We start from the raw sequence: 16,858 nt of genomic DNA on the forward strand, positions 1-16,858 counted from the left end.
CCTTATCGTCGGCAGCGTCAGATGTGTATAAGAGACAGGGGTCAGAGCGTGCGGGCGGGCACGGGGGCCTCGCGGCGAACGTCCGCCGTCAGGCGCCCCACGATCTCGTCGGCCCAGGAGGCCGCCCGGTCGCCGTCCCGGTCCGCCACGACCACGTGGCCGATCCGGTCGTTGTTGTCCGCCGCGCGGAGCACGGCGCCGGGGCGAGGCAGATCGTGGCCGACGACGCGGGTGTCGCCGGCCAGCGTCTCGGAGCCGGTCACCCCGGCGAGGAACCCGTCCTCGGGGGCCAGGAGGAACCGGACCGAGGCGCTGCCGGCCGACGGCACCTCACCGACGGGCTCGCGACCCAGGGCGAGGTCGGTCAGGACACGCAGCGGGTCGTAGCCGGTCACCAGCCGGACCAGGTCGAAGATGTACCCGCCTCCCTGGCGCGGGTTGAGCTCCACCAGGCGCGGTCCGTCGGCGGTGAGCCGTACCTCCGTGTGGCTGATGCCGTGGGTGTGGCCGACGGCGTCGAGCACACGGGCGACGTGGTCGGTGATCGCGGTGCGGGCGACGGGGTCCAGCGGGGCGGGGAAGTCGTGCCCGGTCTCTACGTAGCCGACGGCGTCGCTGCCGTCCGCGACCGGGCGGCCCACCTCGCTCACGGACTTGGCGGTGATACCCAGCACCGTGGTCACGCCGTCGCGGGTGACCGACTCGACGCTGTACTCCGGGCCGTCCAGGACGCGCTCGACGAGCGCGAGGCGGGCCAGCGGCTGCTGCCGGGTGTTCCGAACGGGGGCGGTGACCTCCGCGTACGCGTCCGCCAGGCCCGTCTCGTCGGCGACCCGTCGCACGGCCGTGCCGGAGTTCAGGTCCACGGGCTTGACCACCACGGGATAGCCCAGTTCTGTCGCGGCGGCGCGCGCCTCCTGCCACGTCGCGGCGACCGCGTGCGGCACATCGGGGAGGCCCGCACGTGCCACGGCGGCCCGGACCAGGTGCTTGCTCGTCGCCGTGTGCATCGCGGCGGCCGACGAGCCGGGAAGCCCCAGTGCCTCGGCGGCGACGGCGACCGCCGGAAGGTAGTAGTCGCAGGTGGTGAGCACCCCGTGGACATCGTGACGGTCCGCCACGCGGCGGGCGGTCTCCAGCACGGCGCCGTGGTCGTTGGTCTCGGCGACCACCACCTCGCTGGCGAGGTCGAGGACGGGGTGCGTGTCACCGCCGGGCAGTGTGTAGACGTGCGGGTCGCGGGTGACGAGCACGTACTCGTGCCCGAGCGAGCGGAGCAGCGGCGGGAGGCTCAGGCCGGTGGAATGCAGCCAGCTCTCGATCATCAGCAGGGTGGGCACGGGCGGGACCTCTCCGGGCTCGTCGGAACGATTCGCGCAGGATCGTACCCCGATCTTGAGATTCATTCTCATCATGGGTGGTGTTGCGGCGGCCGTTCGGCAGGTGCGTGTCACGCCGGTGTGCACCTGGTTCGTGCCGGCTCGGTCGGTGTCGGCTCGGCGGTGCTGGCTCGGCGGTGCTGGCTCGGCGGTGTCGGCTCGGCGTCGCCGGCTCGGCGGTGCACGACCTGCTCGTTCTCGCCCGGCTCGCGCCGGTGGTCCGGGAGGTCCGGCGCGAGCGCGACCAGGAGGTTGATCTGCCGATAGAATTCCTCGGCCATGCCACTCCTCCGCCGACACCCCGAACCACGCGCCGGGGGGCGCCAGCCCCGCCGAGATCGCCGTCCCGCGAAGCGGTCGGATCAGGCTGTCCGCGTTGTCACCGACTCGACGTCTTCCCTGCCGACGGGCGACGGCGAGCAGGGAATCCGGGTGGTTCCGTTGCGCGTGGTCACCGAGCGGGAGTCCTACGACGAGGGGGTTGACGTCTCCGCCGCCGACGTCGTCCGGATGCTCGACGAGGGTGCACGTGTCACCACATCCCAGCCGTCACCGGAGCGCTTCGCGGCGACGTACCGCGACCTCGCCGACGACGGGGCTCGCGCCATCGTGTCCTTGCACCTGTCGGGCGAACTTTCCGGCACGGTCGGAGCAGCGAGCGCGGCCGCAGCACGGTCACCGCTCGCGGTGCGCGTCGTCGACTCCCGCACGGCCGGCCCCGGACTCGGGTTCGCCGCTCGTGCGGCCGCGCAGTGCGCGGCGGCCGGCTGCGACGCCGCACATGTCGCGGCCCGCGCGCGTGAGGTGGCGGACTCGTCGACCTCGGTGTTCGTGGTCGACACCCTGGAGCACCTGCGCCGCGGCGGGCGCCTGTCCGCGCCGGTGGCCGCCCTCGGGACGGTGCTCGGCGTCCGGCCGATCCTGACGATGCGCGACGGCAGGATCGAGCTCGCCCAGCGGGTCAGGACGCGAGCGGCCGGGATGGAACGCCTGCTGGACCTGGCCGGCGAGTCGATCGCCGCCGCGACCCGTCCCGTGGTCGGGGTGCAGCATTTCGGCGCTCCCGATCGCGCCCGCACGCTGGCCGGGCGGCTGCGGACGCGCACCCGGGCCGAGGTGGAGATCTCCGACATCAGTGCGGTCATCGGCGTGCACGTCGGCCCGGGAACGCTCGCGGTCGCCGTGGCCGACCTCGGCGACCACGAGCACTGACGACGAGCGTTCGCCTCGGACGCCGCTCCTGCCGCGCCGGCATGCCGTACGGGTCGGCGCCGTGCCTGCAGGTGTCCCGACGGGTCGGCGCCGCGCCCGCAGGCGCGGGCGCGTCAGGCCTCCAGGGTCCTCCGGAGCGTGGCCGCGAAGCCCGCCGGATCGCCTCCCGGCTGGTCGTACTCGCCGCCTGTGAACCCGTTGTGACCACCGGGGAAGACGGCTGCCTCCTGTCCGAGGCGGCGTGCGATGCTGCGCGCTGCGCGGGCGGCCATCTCCTCACCGGAGTCCGCCCCGACCCCGATGACCACCCGCGGTTCGGGCCGGGTCAGCGCCTCCCAGTCGAGCTCGAGACCAGGCATCCAGGCCATGCTCGAGCCGAGCATGGTGTCGTCACGGGCACCGTCGTCCTCGACCGGCAGGCCGAACGCCGCGGGATCCGGGTCCGGCCGATCGAGCACCTCCGGCCCCAGCTCCCCGGACGTCATGACCAGCGAGATGAACTTGGCCATGGCATGACCCCAGCCACGCTCCCGGTAGGTCTGGTGGATGTCGAGCATCGCGGCGACAACGACATCGCGGTCCGGCAGGAACGCGGGCAGCGGCGGCTCGTGCGCGACCACCGTTCGCAGCACCTCAGGGTGCCGTGCGGCAAGCTCCAGGGCGACGACGGCACCGCCGCTCGAGCCCACGAGGTCCACCGGTCCGCCACCCACGGCGTCGATCACCCGGAGCACGTCGTCCACGTGGTCGGCGAGCAGTGTGCTCCCGTCGGGCTCACGGGTGCTCCGCTCGACCCCGCGAGGATCGTAGGTGACGACCCTGCGGTCGGTGAGGCGAGCAGCGAGGCTTCCGAAGCCGTGCGCGCCCATCGGCAGCCCGATCAGGACGAGCGCCGGAGCGTCCGAGGCCGTCTCGGGCTCACGGACGTCGTAGGTCAGGACGGCACCAGGTGCGTCGAGGGTGTGGGTCTTCTTCTCGGACATCGCTCTTCCTTCGGGATCCGGCGGTGCTGCTGCACCGTCACGATGAGGCAGACGACCGACGGTCCGGGAACTCATCGCTGTGTGCCGGCCGTCTCCTCCTGAGCCCCTGGATTGCCGAGCCGCCGCCCCCAAGCTTCCGAGCCGCCGCCCACCCCGAGCTCCCGAGCCGCCGAGGACGTCGGAAGCGGCGGCGCGAGGGGCCGCTGCCTCGTCCCCGTCCGCGACCGTTACCCGTGGAGTTCCGCGGAAGCGACACCGACGGCGGACTGTGGACCCGCAGGCTTGTGCACAACGACGTGCCGGGTGCTGCGCGGCGCGGAGCCGCCCTGCCTAGCGTCAGCGGCATGAGAGCAGACACGGACGTGGTGCCGGAGGTCCCCGAACCCGCAGACGACCTCGTGACCCGGCTGCGGCAGCATCGTTCGGCCGACAGGGTCGCCGCCGCCTACGCCGCGGCGCACGGGCATCCTGTCGGGCACGAAGGCGGGACCGAGCGGCGCTGGGCGCTCGGCCGGCGCCCTGGGACCGTCGCCGTCGTGGCGGTGCTTCTCCTGGCGTGCGTGGCCGGTGCCGTCGTGCTGGGACGGGACGCGGTGGGTGCCGGCGCCGTACGCCCGATCGCGTCCGCGGACAATATCCCCGCCGGTCCCGTCGCGTCGGACGCGGCGGGCGAGGGACGCGAGCCCGTCGCCACGACCTCCGACGGTGACGCACCGCAGGCAGCCGACGCCGACGCCGGCATCGGCGGCGCCGGCCCGCAGAACGTTGCGCGCACCGGTCTGGTCGCGCACGTCGTGGGCGCAGTACGCCGGCCCGGGCTCGTGGAGCTTCCCGCGGGCGCGCGCATCGCGGACGCCGTCGAGGCGGCCGGCGGGCCGACCGGCGAGGCGGACCTGTCTGGCGTGAACCTCGCCCGCCCCGTCACGGACGGCGAACAGGTGCACGTCCCGACGCCGGGTGAGGAGGCCCGCTCTCTCGGAGGAGCGGGGGAACAACCACCCGGCTACGCCGAGGCGATCGAAGCGGTAGACCTCAACACCGCCGACACCGCGGCGCTCGACACTCTGCCCGGCATCGGGCCCGCACTGGCGCGACGGATCATCGACTGGCGCACCGTCAACGGTCCGTTCGCGTCGGTCGACGAACTCGACGGCGTCTCGGGGATCGGCCCGTCCGTGCTGGAGCAGATCCGCCCGCTGGCGCGCGTATGAGTGGCGTCGACCTGCGCCTGGCGCCGGCCGCCGTGCTCGCCTGGACCGCAGCGTGGATCGCGACGGGCGGAGCGCCCGCGACGGCACTCGCCGCAGGATCCGGATGGCTGGCGGCGCTCGCGGGTGGCGGCATGATCGTGCTCGCCGGGCTACGTGCCCCCAGACGGGCGGGGCACGCGGCGGGCGGGGGAGCGGTGAGCGTCGTCGCTCACGTCACCCTCGCTGCCGCCTGCGTGTTCGGGGTCGTCGCGACCGCAGCCGAGCGGACGGCGAGTGCCGCGGTGATCGAAGACCTGGCCGGTCGTGGATTCACGGCGGAACTGAGGGGCACGGTGATCTCCGAGCCCGAGCCGGTCCCGTGGGGCAGGGGCGGGGCAGAGCCCGTCCGTCTGATGCTGGACGTCCGCGAGGTGGACGCGCGGGGAGCGACGACCGCCTCGCGCGCCCGCGTGGTGGTGACCTGGGTGCCGCAGGCGCAGCCGCTCGAGGGCGATGCCGCCGTGCCGGATCCGCGCTTCGGTGCGGAGGTCGTGGTGTCCGGCGTGCTTCGTCCCGCCGAACCGGGCAGACCCGAGTCCGCGCTGCTGAACGCCGGCGTCCTGACGGTTCAGCGCCCGCCGCCCGCGCCCCTCCGGCTGCTCGACCGGCACCGCGATGCCCTCATGGCGGTGACCCGCGACCTCGCACCGCAGGCCAGAGGCCTCGTACCCGGCGCCGCCATCGGCGACACCACGCGTCTGCCCGACGACATCGCCGAGGCGATGAAGACGGCGGGACTGACTCACGTCACCGCGGTCTCCGGCGGGCACTTCGCGATCGTGATCACGCTGCTGACAGGCGTCGCCGGAACGCTGGGTGCGCCGCGCTGGGTTCGGGTCCTGCTCCTGGCCGCGGCCGGTACGGCGTTCGTCGCGCTGGTCCGGCCCGAGCCGAGTGTGTTGCGCGCCGCCGTCATGGCGGCGTTCGGCCTGGCAGGAGTCTTGCTCGGCCGGCCCGCGCAGTCCCTGCCGGCCCTCGCGGGAACCGTGATCGGACTGCTCGTTGTCGACCCGTGGTTGTCGCGGTCGTTCGCCTTCGCCCTCTCGGCGGCGGCCACCGCGGGGCTGGTCCTGCTCGTGCCGCCGCTCGTGGCACACATCGCGCCCTGGACGGGGAAGACGTTCGCGTTCGCGCTGGCCGTCCCACTCGCGGCCCAGGCGGCGTGCGGTCCGGTGCTCGTCGTCCTCGCTCCCCAGGTGTCGCTCGTGGCCGTCCCCGCCAACCTGCTGGCGGCCCCGGCGCTCGTTCCGGCGACGGTTCTCGGCCTCGCCGCCACGGTCCTCGCACCCTGGTGGGCCTGGGGTGCCCACCTCCTGGCCCAGGTAGCAGGTGGTGCCACCTGGTGGATCGCCCAGGTGGCGGAGTACGCGGCGGCTCTGCCGGGTGGCGTCGTGCCCTGGCCCGGGGGGCTCCTCGGCGCCGTACTGCTCGCCGGAGCGACGGCGGCCGCACTCGCCCTCCTGCTGGCACGGGATCCCCGCGGCTGGCCCGAGACCTGGCGCCATCGGGCCGCCTGCGCGTACCGGCGGGTCCGCCGGGCAGCCGTCGCGGGAGGCGCCGGTGCGGGCCGTCGCGAGGCTCCCGCCCGTGCGCCCGGTTCCCGGCGACGTGCGGCTTCTGGCGGCTCGCCCCTCGCCGCGCGGCACCCGGTCCGCGCCACTCCGCGCTGGCCGGCCGCACTGATGATCGTGACCGCCGCACTCGGCCTCGTGGTCCTCGGGGTACGGCACGGGCCGGCGCGGGGCGTCCCGCGCGACTGGGTGGTGGCCGTGTGCGACGTCGGGCAGGGCGACGGTCTCGCCGTTCGCACGGGGCCCGCCGCAGCCATGGTGGTTGACGTCGGGCCCGACGGCGACGCGGCGGGCCGCTGCCTGGACCGGCTCGGAGTCACGCGGGTCGACCTTCTGGTGCTCAGCCATTTCCACGCCGACCACGTGGGCGGCCTGGCCGCCGTCCTCGACGGGCGGGAGGTGAGGTCCGCCCTCGTCTCCCCGCTCCTCGCTCCCGAGGCCGGCGCGACACGAACCATGGAGGACCTGGCCGCGGCCGGTGTCCCGGTACGCAGGCCCGTGGCGGGGGAGCGCGGGACTGCGGGAGAGGCCACCTGGGACGTGCTGCTCGCGGGGGTCCCCGGCGCGATGCCAGGATCCGGGACGAGCGGCGCGTCGTCGGGGACCGTCGTGAACGACGCCAGTGTCACCCTGCTCGTACGGGTGTCCGGCCTGGACGTGGTGCTGCTCGGCGACCTGGAGGACGCGGGCCAGGCAGCGCTGCTGGCCGAGGCACGGAGCAGGGGAGTCGCGGACGTCGATGTCGTGAAGGTCGCCCACCACGGGTCCCGGGTCCAGTCGCCCGCGCTCGCCGAGCGGCTCAGCCCTGCCGTGGCCCTGGTCTCGGTGGGCCGTGACAACGACTACGGCCACCCGACGGACGCGGCGCTGGACCTGTACTCGCGAACCGGTGCGGTGGTGCTCCGGACGGACGAGTGCGGCACGTTCGGGCTGGTGGTTCGTCAGGGGTCACTGGCGGTGGGAGGCTGCTGACCGATCGGGAGGGGTGAGCCTGCGCCGGCCGGATCGGCGTGGCGCCGATGTCGGAGTGCCGAACTACAGTTTGCTTCGTGCCTCCAGCTACTCGTCGCAGGTCCGGTTCCCGTTCGTCGGCAAAGACCCCGGGCCGTTCGTGGGACGAGCCCGCGCTCGCCCCCGTCGTCCTGGTCCGCGGAGCCGAGCCGTTGCTGACCGAACGGGCCGTGGACGGCGTGGTCCGCCTCGCACGTGACCGCGATCCCGAGGTGGAGAAGGTCGAGCTCGAGGGCGCCACGTACACGGCGGGGCAGCTCACGGTCGCGGCCAGCCCGTCGCTCTTCGGCGAGGAGAAGGTCGTCGTCGTGCGGGGTGCGGAGTCCGGTACGGAGGACCTGATCCAGGACGTCGTCGCGTACGTCGCCAGGCCGGACGAGGAGACGACGGTCGTCGTCGTGCACGGTGGCGGGCAGCGCGGGAAGAAGATGCTCGACGCCGTGACCAAGTCCGGGGCGCCGGTCCTGGTGTGTGACCCCATCACCCGGGACGGCGAGAAGGCGTCGTTCGCCATGGGGGAGTTCAAGGCCGCGCGTCGTCGTGCGGACGCGGACGCCGTGCGAGCGCTCGTCGACGGCCTCGGGAACGATCTGCGGGAACTGGCGGCTGCCTGCTCCCAGCTCATCTCCGACACCACGGGCACCATCACCGAGGCCACGGTCGACCGCTACTACGGGGGACGGGTCGAGGCCACCGGCTTCCGGGTCGCCGATGCCGCCGTGGCCGGGGATGCGGGCGCGGCCGTCTCCCTGCTGCGCCACGCCCTGGCGACCGGGCTCGACCCGGTGCCGATCGTCGCCGCCCTCGCGGTCCGCCTGCGGAACCTCGCGAAGGTCGCCGCGATGCGGGGCGGGGGGATCACCGCCCGTGAACTCGGCATGGCGCCCTGGCAGGTCGACCGCGCCACCAAGGACCTGCGCCGGTGGACCCCGGAAGGGCTTGCGGCGGCGATCACCGCCGTCGCCCAGGCGGACGCCGACGTCAAGGGTGAGACGCGGGACCCCGTCTATGCCGTCGAAAAGGCGGTCTTGGCAATAACCCAGGCTCGTCGCGGGTGACGCGGACAATACTCACGCCGGCTCGGCCTGGATGATCGTGCGGAGTACTTTTCGCAACGAAGTTGGAGTGACTCCATGTCCCCCGAAGTCTGGAAGACGATCGCGATCGTCGCGTACCTCGCACTGATGCTGGGTATCGGCTACGCGGCGTTCCGCCGTACGGATGACCTCGACGACTACATGCTGGGCGGTCGGCGCCTGAGTCCGGGTGCCGCCGCGCTCAGCGCCGGCGCGTCTGACATGTCGGGCTGGCTCCTGATGGGGCTGCCCGGCGCCATCTACGTGAGCGGGCTCGTCGAGTCCTGGATCGCGATCGGTCTGACGATCGGCGCCTGGCTCAACTGGAAGTTCGTGGCGCCCCGCCTGCGCGCCTACACGGAGACGGCGCACAACTCGATCACCATCCCGAGCTTCTTCGAGAACCGGCTGCACGACACCTCCCGCCTGCTGCGGGTCGCCTCGGGCGCCATCATTCTCGTGTTCTTCACCTTCTACGTCTCCTCCGGCATGGTGGCCGGCGGGACGTTCTTCGAGGGGTCGTTCGGGCTGGACTACACCACCGGCATCTGGGTCGTCGGAGGCGTGACGCTCGCCTACACGCTGTTCGGCGGCTTCCTCGGTGCCACCTGGACCGATGTCGCACAGGGCTGCCTGATGCTGCTCGCCCTGGTGGCCGTGCCCGTCGTGGCCTTCTTCGATCTCGGCGGCTGGGGGCCGATCCGCGAGGGCCTTCTCGCCGCCGAGACCAGCGGAGCCGTCAACCACCTGTCCTTCCTGGCGGGCGCGTCGGTCACCGGAGTCGTCTCCGCCGCCGCCTGGGGCCTCGGCTACTTCGGCCAGCCCCACATCATCGTGCGCTTCATGGCGATCCGTTCCCCGCAGGACGCGGTCGCGGGCCGTCGCATCGGCATCAGCTGGATGATCGTCACCGCGGTCGGTGCGATCGTCACCGGCCTGATCGGGGTCGCCTACGTCAACGTGCACGGCGGAACGCTGGAGAACCCGGAGACCGTGTTCCTCTACCTGTCGCAGGTCCTGTTCCACCCCCTGGTCGCCGGTCTGGTCCTGGCGGCGGTCCTGGCCGCGATCATGTCCACCATCTCGTCCCAACTCATCGTCTCCTCCTCCGCCCTGGTGGAGGATCTGGTCAAGATCACGGGCAAGGAGATGACCGCGCGCGTGCAGGTGATGCTGGGCCGTCTCGGGGTCCTGCTGGTCGCGGTGATTGCTGGGCTCATCGCCTTCGACCGGACCGACACCATCCTGGACCTTGTCGGGTTCGCCTGGGCCGGCTTCGGTGCGGCGTTCGGCCCGATCGTGATCCTGAGCCTGTACTGGCGCCGGCTGACCCGCTGGGGCGCACTGGCGGGCATGGTCGTCGGTGCCGCCGTCGCCTTCGGGTGGGGCCGCTCGCCGCTGGGCGACACGCTCTACGAGATCGTCCCCGGGTTCGTCCTGGGCGGGATCGTCGCGATCGTCGTCAGCCTCCTCACCCCGGCTCCGTCCGAGGCCGTTCGCGAGGAGTTCGCCGAGGCGGCGCGGTGCGCGTCGGAGCAGGACGCCGTCAAGGCCTGACGATCGGTACGGCTCGTGCCCTCACTCCTCAGCGGCGTGCGGGCACGAGCCGCACTGTCGTCAGGACCGCACGGCAGCCGCGCCACCGTCGCGTCTACGTCTCGCAGGCGACGCCGTCCCCGTCCCGGTCCAGGTCGTAGATATCCGACCCGGTGACGTAGACGGGACCCCTGACGTATGCGGGGCCGTTGCCGCTCCCGCTCGCGCAGTCGACGTCGGAGGCGATGGGTACGCAGGCACCCGAGTAGTTCGGGTCGCAGTTGGGCTCCGGCTCGGCCTGCTCCGGTTCGGCCGGCTCGGGAGGCGGCGGAGTGCGTGTTCCCACCGAGACGACCTTGTCGACCGGTTCCTTGGTGACGACCTTCTTGACGAGCTCGCGCTCGGTCTCCTTGCCGTCAACGTAGGTGACACGGTACGTCTTGGTGCGAACACCCTTGACGCCCTGCGTCGTGACCTTCTTCGTTCCCTTGTCGAGGTTCGGGTCCTTCTTGGTGATCTCCTCGAAGGGGATCGCTTCCTTCTTCGTAACCTTCTTTGTGGTCGTGACCGGTGTGGGCTTCGGCGTCGGACTCTGCGTGACCGTCGGGCTCGGCGAGGCGGTCTGGCTCGGCGAGGCGGGCGAGCTGGACGACGCGGCGGTCGGTTCCGACGTGGCGCATCCGGACAGGCTCAGAGCGGCGGTGAACGCAGCGGCGCAGATCATGGTGGCCGCGGAGCGGTGGATCTTCGGCATGGGAGTGACCTCCTCCGGCAGGACTGCGATCTGGGAGGACCATCATACCCGGTTACTGGTGTTTGATGTAGTTTGGTAGTAAAAGATGATTTCACCCTGATCTGTGCCGACCGCGCACGGTGTCCGGGCATGACGAAGGCGCCGCCACCCCGGAGGGTGGCGGCGCCTTGCGTTACCGATCAGCCTTGCGTTGCCGATCAGCGCTGAGGCTCGATCAGAGCGACTCGACCTGCTTCGCGATGGCCGACTTGCGGTTCGCGGCCTGGTTCTTGTGGATGACGCCCTTCGACACAGCCTTGTCGAGCTTGCGCGTCGCGGCCTGCAGCGCGGTGGTCGCGGCTTCCTTGTCGCCCGCGGCGACGGCCTCACGGACCTTGCGCACGTGCGTCTTGAGCTCGGACCGGACGGAACGGTTGCGCAGGCGCGCCTTCTCGTTCGTCTTGATGCGCTTGAGCTGGGACTTGATGTTTGCCACTGGTGGACTTCCTGGTGTGTTCGCCCGAAGGCGAGCGGATAGGTCGTAGAGAGCGGACGCAGTCCCGGGACTGGGGTGGGGAACCCGTGGAGAGGGGCTGCGACGGTGCCCGCCGACCTGGGCGGGCACACAGCCATCAACATTACCAGACCCCACTTCTGCAGGCTGCCTCACGCCTGTGACGGAGTGGGTCTCTCCCGGTCCGATCCCTGCCCCTCGTTAGGATCGGAGCCGTGGCCACCACCGTGAGCGCTCGGGGCCGTCTGCAGTGGGCGGCCCTCGTCCCCCTCCTCGCGGTTGTCGTGCTTGCTGCGACCTGGGCACACCACGAGCACCCGGCGGTGCTCGCGGGAATCGCCGCCGCGCTCGTCGGGGCCGTGTTGGCGGCCGTCCACCACGCCGAGGTCGTCGCGCACAAGGTGGGTGAGCCCTACGGCTCGCTGATCCTCGCGATCGCGGTGACGGTGATCGAGGTGGGCCTGATCATCATGCTGATGGCGAGCGGCGGGGACGGTGCGAGCACGTACGCGCGCGACACCGTGTTCGCGGCGGTCATGATCACCTTCAACGGGATCGTCGGCCTGTCACTGCTGGTCGGGGCGGCCAAGCATCACCTCGTGAGCTTCAACGCGTCGGGTGCCGGATCAGCCCTGGGCACCGTGGTGGCCCTCGCGACGGTGACGCTCATCCTGCCCAGCTTCACCTCCTCGGCGCCGGGTGGCGAGTACACCACGTTCCAGCTCGGCTTCGCGGCGGTCGCCTCGCTGGTGCTCTACGGCGCGTTCGTCTTCACGCAGACCGTCCGGCACCGGTTCTTCTTCCTGCCCGTCACCTCCGACCAGTACGGGCGTGCGACCGGCGTGATCGACGAGGAGGGTGGCGAGCATGCGGATCCGCCCTCGCGGCGGGAGGCACTGCTCAGCCTCGCGCTGCTCGTCACCTCGCTGGTCGCCGTGGTGGGGCTGGCCAAGCTGCTGTCGCCGGCGATCGAGCACGGGGTGGCCGCGGCCGGCCTGCCCTACACGGTGGTCGGCGTCGTGATCGCACTGCTGGTGCTGGCGCCGGAGTCGATCGCCGCCGTGCGCAACGCGGCCCGTGACCGCGTGCAGACCAGCCTGAACCTCGCCTACGGCTCGGCGATGGCGTCCATCGGACTCACCATTCCGGCGATCGCCGTGGCCACGCTCTGGATCCCCGGAGACCTCTGGCTCGGGCTCAACGAGACCCAGGTCGTGCTGTTCGCCGTGTCCGTGGTGGTGGCGATCCTCAGCGTCGTGCAGGGCCGTGCCAAGACGTTGCAGGGCGTGGTGCACCTGGTGCTGCTGGCGGCGTTCGTCGTGGTGTCCGTCCAGCCCTGAACCGCCGGGGCGACGGCGGCCTCGGGCGCCCGCAGGCGGGACCGCGCGCCGCGCAGGGCGCCTGCTTCACGTCACGCGCCGCGCTCGTCACATCGCCGCGACGACCTCGTCGAAGGTCGCCTTGTCCAGGACGTCGCCCTCGCGGCGGACGGCGTCGGGATCGATGCGGATGACACGGTTGAGCCGCACCTCGCTGGGACGGCCCTGCCGGTCCCAGCCGCCGGTCCCGATGTCCATCCAGCGGCGCCCGCCCCGCCCGTCCTGCTGCCCGTCCTGCACGTGGTCCTTGCTGGTGAGCTGGAGGCCGAGGAGCCACCGCCCGTCCCGCCCGACCAGCAGCACGGGCCGGTCCTTGCCCTGGCTGTGATCCTCCTCGTAGGGAACCCAGGTCCACACCACCTCGCCCGGGTCGGGCTCGCCGTCCAGGTCGGGGGAGTAGGCGGGCCGGACGGTCCCGATGAAGTCGCCCGGGTAGGAACCGGTGCCCGACGACGGTCCCGGTGTGCCGCCGCCCCCGGTGGCCGGCGGGCCGGGACGCGGGGCAGACCGCCGGGACGGGGCGCTGCCGGACGCGCCGGAGGTCGTGCCGCGGTCGCCGGGCGCCCCGCCACGGTCGCCGTCGGACAGGAGTGCCTTGAGGACCACCCGGGCGATCTCGCCGAGCAGCCGGATCCACCGGTTGTCGCTCACGCGGGAAGGGTACCGGCCTCAGGTGAGGTCGAGGGCGCGGTCCATGTACTTCACGACCTCGTCGAAGACCGCCTCGTCGAGGATGTCGCCCTCGCGGCGCACGTCGTCCGGGTCGATCCGGATGACGCGGTTGATGCGCGCCTCCGAGTCCCGGCCCTCGCGGTCCCAGCCGCCCGTGCCGACGTCCATCCAGATGCGTCCCTCGCGTGCCTCCTGCAGAGCATCCTGGTCGTGGTCCTTGCTCGTGAGCTGCAGACCGAGCAGGTACGGCCCGTCCATGCCGACCAGCAGCACGGGCCGGTCCTTGCCCTGCGAGTGATCCTCCTCGTACGGGACCCACGTCCACACGACCTCACCGGGGTCCGGGTCGCCGTCCAGCTCGGGGTTGTAGACCGGGTGAACCTCGCCCTCGAAGTCGCCGGGATACGGGTTCCTGGATGAGAAGGTCACGCTTCGGACCGTACCCGATCGGCTCAGGTGCGCAGCGAGTGACCGGACAGGTCCGCCGCGTCGCCGTCGCTCCAGTGCGGGCGGACCTCGATCGGCGGCGTGAACGTCACCGGCAGGCGCATGGGGCGCCGCTCCCAGGGCGAGGGGAACCACTCGATCTCGTCGAGGTCGATCGTGAGGCGCACGTCGAGCCGCTTGAGCAGGGTGTCGACGGCGTTGCGCGTGACGATCCGGGCCAGCCGCGGAGCGGGGCAGCGGTGCGGGCCGTTGCCGAACGCGAGCTGGCTGCGGTTCTCGGCGCGGTCCCAGGCGTCCTCGTTCTGGCGTGCGATCTCCTGGCTCGCCGCGCTGACCGCGAGTACCAGCGCGTCGCCGCGCTCGATGTACTTGTCGCCCATCAGCAGGTCCTTCGTGGCGACGAGGGGGGGCAGGTTGCCGCTCGGGGAGTTGGCCCACAGGGTCTCCTCCATGGCCTGGTCCACGCCGTAGTAGCCGCTGCCGACCATGCCGGGCGTGCGCCGGTCCGTGAGCAGGCTGAGCAGTGTGGAGCTGACCCAGGACTCCAGCGGACCGTTCGCTCCCGCGAGGACCGTGATGAGCGAGTGGGCCACCTCGATCGGCGCGGTGAAGGCGCCGTGCTGGATGAGCCTGCTGGTGAGGTCGTTGGTCGGTGCGGCGTACCGGGCGCCGATGTGGTCGGTCAGGATGCCTTCGAGCTCGGGCAGGACGTCGGTGTTGCTCTCCATCGGGCTCATCACCTCGCGCGCCAGATGCGCGACCCGGCGTCCGGTCCGGAAGTCGAACCCGAAGAGCTGGCCGACGGCGAGCAGAGGAAGCACCGCGCTGTACTGGGCGACGACGTCCGCCTTGCCGTCCTCGGCGAACTCGTCGATGAGGTGGTCGCACGTGCGGCGGAGCATCGCGCCGAGCATAGCCTCGTCCAGGTCGTTGAAGACGTCGTCGAGCGGCGCCCGCAGCCGTGCCCGCTCGGCGCCGTCCTGGAAGTGGGAGGAGAACCGCTCGCTGGCCGGAATCATGGGTGGCAGGCGCGACCCCGTGGACAGGAGGCCGCGCTCATGGCCGTTCCAGGTCTCGCTGCGGCGGGAGAACAGCTTGTCGTCGCGGGCGATGCGAACGATGTCGGCGTGATCGAGCACGAGCCACGCGGGGACGCCGGGCTCCAGCTCGACGGGCGCGACGGACCCCCACTCATCTCGCAGACCTCGGTAGACCGCGTGCGGGTCTGGCGCCGTGGTGGTCCGGGTGATGGGCGTGAGATCGGTCAACTCGTTGAGCCTCACGGGTTGCGGCATGTCGGTGCTCCGGCAGTCGGTACGGGTGTGCTGGCCCGCATCACGCGGGCCGTGCCCATCTTGCCGGGAACCGGAAAAAATGGGCACCTACCTGGGAGTATTTCACCTTCACTTGAGTGGCGGAACCCCGCCCCGACTGCTATCGCCCGGCCGGCGATCAGGGCACGATCGGCTCCGCGAGCGCCTCGTCCAGATCCTGCCGGTCCCCGTTCACCGTGACGCCCGCCTCCTGGGGCGTGAGCCGGCGCCACAGCAGCAGCGCGAGCGCGCGGGCCGTGCCGGTCACCGTCACATCGGGGACGATCTCCTGCGCCCGGTCCGGGTCCGGGAGGCCGAGGACCCACGAGGCGCCGGGGGAGTCCTCGGCCACCAGCAGCACGTGGACGCGCAGCGGAGCCATCCTGCCGAGCCCCACCTGCCGCGGCTGGAAGACGGTGACCACCTCGTCCACGGCGTCGGCCCACACCTCGGGCGGCACGTCCGTGACCAGATCCAGGTGCGCACTCCCGGCGGCGGCAGCACGCAGGTCGTGCAGGTGGACGAGGGTCTCGTGGACCTGGCGCCGGTGCCAGAACGACGCCGGCCCTGGGCCGAGGGGCTCCGGGTGGGCCAGCACGCGTGCGGTCGCATCGGGTGCCAGGTCGTGGAGCGTCTCCCGGAGCTCGGCGGCCCGGGCGGCGTAGCGTTCCGCCGGCCCTCCGGGCACGGCGTCCGCCTGGTGTGCGTCCTGCGCCCGCGCCTGTGCTCCTGCCCAGCGGTGGATGTGGGAGAGGTGCTCCACGAGCTCTCCCGCCGTCCAGTCGCCACAGCCGGGCACCCGAGACCCGGGGTCGACGCCGGCGATCGAGTCGTGGAACGCGTCCTGCAGCCGTTCGAGCAACGTCAGGTAGTCGAGGCCGCTCGGGTGCGGGCCGGAACCATGCTGGGTGGCGGCTGTTGTCATGGGCTCACGGTAGCGCCGCGGACCGACACTCAGATGAGGTCGACCAGATCCGCGATCGAGTCCACGACCCGGCTCGGCCGGAACGGGTAGTTCTGCACCTCGTCGGCGGGCGTAGAGCCCGTGAGCACCAGGAACGTGCGCAGCCCGGCCTCGAGCCCGCCCATCACGTCCGTGTCCATCCGGTCGCCGATCATCGCCGTCGCCTCGGAGTGCGCGCCGATCCGGTTGAGCGCGGACCGGAACAGGATCGGGTTCGGCTTGCCGACGAAGTACGGCTTGCGGCCCGTGGCCGCGGTGATCATGGCGGCCACCGAGCCCGTCGCGGGCAGCGGACCCTCCTGGGACGGACCGGTCACGTCAGGGTTCGTGGCGATGAACCGCGCGCCGCCCTGGATCAGCCGGATCGCGCGGGTGATCGCCTCGAAGGAGTAGGTGCGGGTCTCACCGAGCACGACGTAGTCCGGGTCGGACTCGGTCAGCGTGTAGCCGGCCTCGTACAGGGCCGTGGTCAGTCCGGCCTCCCCGATGACGTAGGCGCTGCCGTCGGGGATCTGGTCGTGCAGGAACTGCGCAGTCGCGAGCGCAGAGGTCCAGATCGCGGTCTCGGGTACGTCGATACCGCTCGACGACAGGCGCGCTCGCAGGTCACGTGCCGTGAAGATGGAGTTGTTGGTCAGGATGAGGAACGGCACGTCCTCGTCCCGCAGCCGCTTGACGAAGTCCGCGGCGCCGGGCAGGGCCGTCCCCTCGTGAACCAGGACCCCGTCCATGTCGGTGAGCCAGGCCATGATCTCGCGCTCGGGCATCGTGTGTTGCTCCTCGTTCGCCGTGGGCGGGCCACGTTCCCGCCGCTCGCG

General features: G+C 72.0%; 16 protein-coding genes. 6 read left to right on the forward strand and 10 right to left on the reverse strand.

Annotated elements, in window-relative coordinates; genetic code table 11:
• Nucleotides 1–41 precede the first annotated feature (41 nt).
• The gene (locus HGK34_RS16535; RefSeq protein ID WP_201849408.1) at nt 42–1,340 is read right to left on the reverse strand and encodes an ATP-grasp domain-containing protein; all 1,299 of its coding nucleotides are present in this window, start codon (nt 1,338–1,340) and stop codon (nt 42–44) included.
• Nucleotides 1,341–1,450: 110 nt separating this feature from the next.
• Nucleotides 1,451–1,660 carry a hypothetical protein gene (locus HGK34_RS16540; protein WP_201849409.1) on the reverse strand — a complete coding sequence of 70 codons (210 nt, stop codon included), beginning with the start codon at nt 1,658–1,660 and terminating at the stop codon, nt 1,451–1,453.
• Here HGK34_RS16540 and HGK34_RS16545 point away from each other — a divergent pair.
• Nucleotides 1,659–2,591 (forward strand): DegV family protein, encoded by a 933-nt coding sequence (locus tag HGK34_RS16545; RefSeq protein ID WP_201849411.1) that lies wholly within the window; start codon nt 1,659–1,661, stop codon nt 2,589–2,591. The genes HGK34_RS16540 and HGK34_RS16545 overlap by 2 nt on opposite strands.
• Before the next feature lie 113 nt (nt 2,592–2,704).
• Here HGK34_RS16545 and HGK34_RS16550 read toward each other — a convergent pair whose 3' ends face one another.
• Entirely contained in the window at nt 2,705–3,574 is an 870-nt protein-coding gene (locus HGK34_RS16550) for an alpha/beta fold hydrolase (RefSeq protein WP_201849413.1), read from the reverse strand.
• Nucleotides 3,575–3,918: 344 nt separating this feature from the next.
• On the opposite strand from HGK34_RS16550, the gene HGK34_RS16555 reads away from it, so the two are divergent.
• From HGK34_RS16555 to putP, 4 genes are all read left to right on the forward strand, one after another.
• Nucleotides 3,919–4,785 carry a ComEA family DNA-binding protein gene (locus tag HGK34_RS16555; RefSeq protein ID WP_201849414.1) on the forward strand — a complete coding sequence of 289 codons (867 nt, stop codon included), beginning with the start codon at nt 3,919–3,921 and terminating at the stop codon, nt 4,783–4,785.
• The gene (locus tag HGK34_RS16560; RefSeq protein WP_201849415.1) at nt 4,782–7,367 is read left to right on the forward strand and encodes a ComEC/Rec2 family competence protein; all 2,586 of its coding nucleotides are present in this window, start codon (nt 4,782–4,784) and stop codon (nt 7,365–7,367) included. Before HGK34_RS16555 ends, HGK34_RS16560 begins: the two co-directional genes overlap by 4 nt.
• Nucleotides 7,368–7,444: 77 nt before the next feature.
• Complete coding sequence (gene holA, locus HGK34_RS16565) at nt 7,445–8,464, forward strand: DNA polymerase III subunit delta (protein ID WP_307816023.1); 1,020 nt, start codon at nt 7,445–7,447, stop codon at nt 8,462–8,464.
• 75 nt (nt 8,465–8,539) lie between these two features.
• Nucleotides 8,540–10,039 (forward strand): sodium/proline symporter PutP, encoded by a 1,500-nt coding sequence (gene putP / locus HGK34_RS16570; RefSeq protein ID WP_201849416.1) that lies wholly within the window; start codon nt 8,540–8,542, stop codon nt 10,037–10,039.
• A 94-nt stretch (nt 10,040–10,133) separates the two neighbouring features.
• Here the strand turns inward: putP and HGK34_RS16575 are convergent, their stop codons facing one another.
• Entirely contained in the window at nt 10,134–10,772 is a 639-nt protein-coding gene (locus HGK34_RS16575; protein WP_244666860.1) for a G5 domain-containing protein, read from the reverse strand.
• 214 nt (nt 10,773–10,986) lie between these two features.
• Nucleotides 10,987–11,247 carry a 30S ribosomal protein S20 gene (gene rpsT, locus HGK34_RS16580; protein WP_201849417.1) on the reverse strand — a complete coding sequence of 87 codons (261 nt, stop codon included), beginning with the start codon at nt 11,245–11,247 and terminating at the stop codon, nt 10,987–10,989.
• Between the two features lie 233 nt (nt 11,248–11,480).
• Between rpsT and HGK34_RS16585 the strand changes: the two genes are divergently transcribed.
• Nucleotides 11,481–12,605: a calcium:cation antiporter gene (locus tag HGK34_RS16585; RefSeq protein ID WP_307816025.1), complete on the forward strand. Its 1,125-nt coding sequence runs from the start codon at nt 11,481–11,483 to the stop codon at nt 12,603–12,605.
• A gap of 87 nt (nt 12,606–12,692) precedes the next feature.
• Here the strand turns inward: HGK34_RS16585 and HGK34_RS16590 are convergent, their stop codons facing one another.
• The 5 genes from HGK34_RS16590 to HGK34_RS16610 all read right to left on the reverse strand — a co-directional run bounded on the left by HGK34_RS16590 (nt 12,693) and on the right by HGK34_RS16610 (nt 16,807).
• Nucleotides 12,693–13,295: a type II toxin-antitoxin system PemK/MazF family toxin gene (locus HGK34_RS16590; protein WP_201849418.1), complete on the reverse strand. Its 603-nt coding sequence runs from the start codon at nt 13,293–13,295 to the stop codon at nt 12,693–12,695.
• Nucleotides 13,296–13,313: 18 nt separating this feature from the next.
• Nucleotides 13,314–13,745, reverse strand: coding sequence for a type II toxin-antitoxin system PemK/MazF family toxin (locus HGK34_RS16595; protein WP_201849420.1), 432 nt, complete (start codon nt 13,743–13,745; stop codon nt 13,314–13,316).
• A 23-nt stretch (nt 13,746–13,768) separates the two neighbouring features.
• Nucleotides 13,769–15,031 (reverse strand): cytochrome P450 family protein, encoded by a 1,263-nt coding sequence (locus HGK34_RS16600; RefSeq protein WP_201849422.1) that lies wholly within the window; start codon nt 15,029–15,031, stop codon nt 13,769–13,771.
• A gap of 184 nt (nt 15,032–15,215) precedes the next feature.
• On the reverse strand, nt 15,216–16,001 hold the full coding sequence (locus HGK34_RS16605; protein ID WP_201849424.1) for a maleylpyruvate isomerase family mycothiol-dependent enzyme: 786 nt from the start codon (nt 15,999–16,001) through the stop codon (nt 15,216–15,218).
• A gap of 29 nt (nt 16,002–16,030) precedes the next feature.
• Complete coding sequence (locus HGK34_RS16610) at nt 16,031–16,807, reverse strand: HAD-IIA family hydrolase (RefSeq protein WP_201849426.1); 777 nt, start codon at nt 16,805–16,807, stop codon at nt 16,031–16,033.
• Nucleotides 16,808–16,858 lie beyond the last annotated feature (51 nt).

It is taken from the genome of Myceligenerans indicum, from assembly GCF_016742955.1.
GTDB classification, from domain to species: domain Bacteria; phylum Actinomycetota; class Actinomycetes; order Actinomycetales; family Cellulomonadaceae; genus Myceligenerans; species Myceligenerans indicum.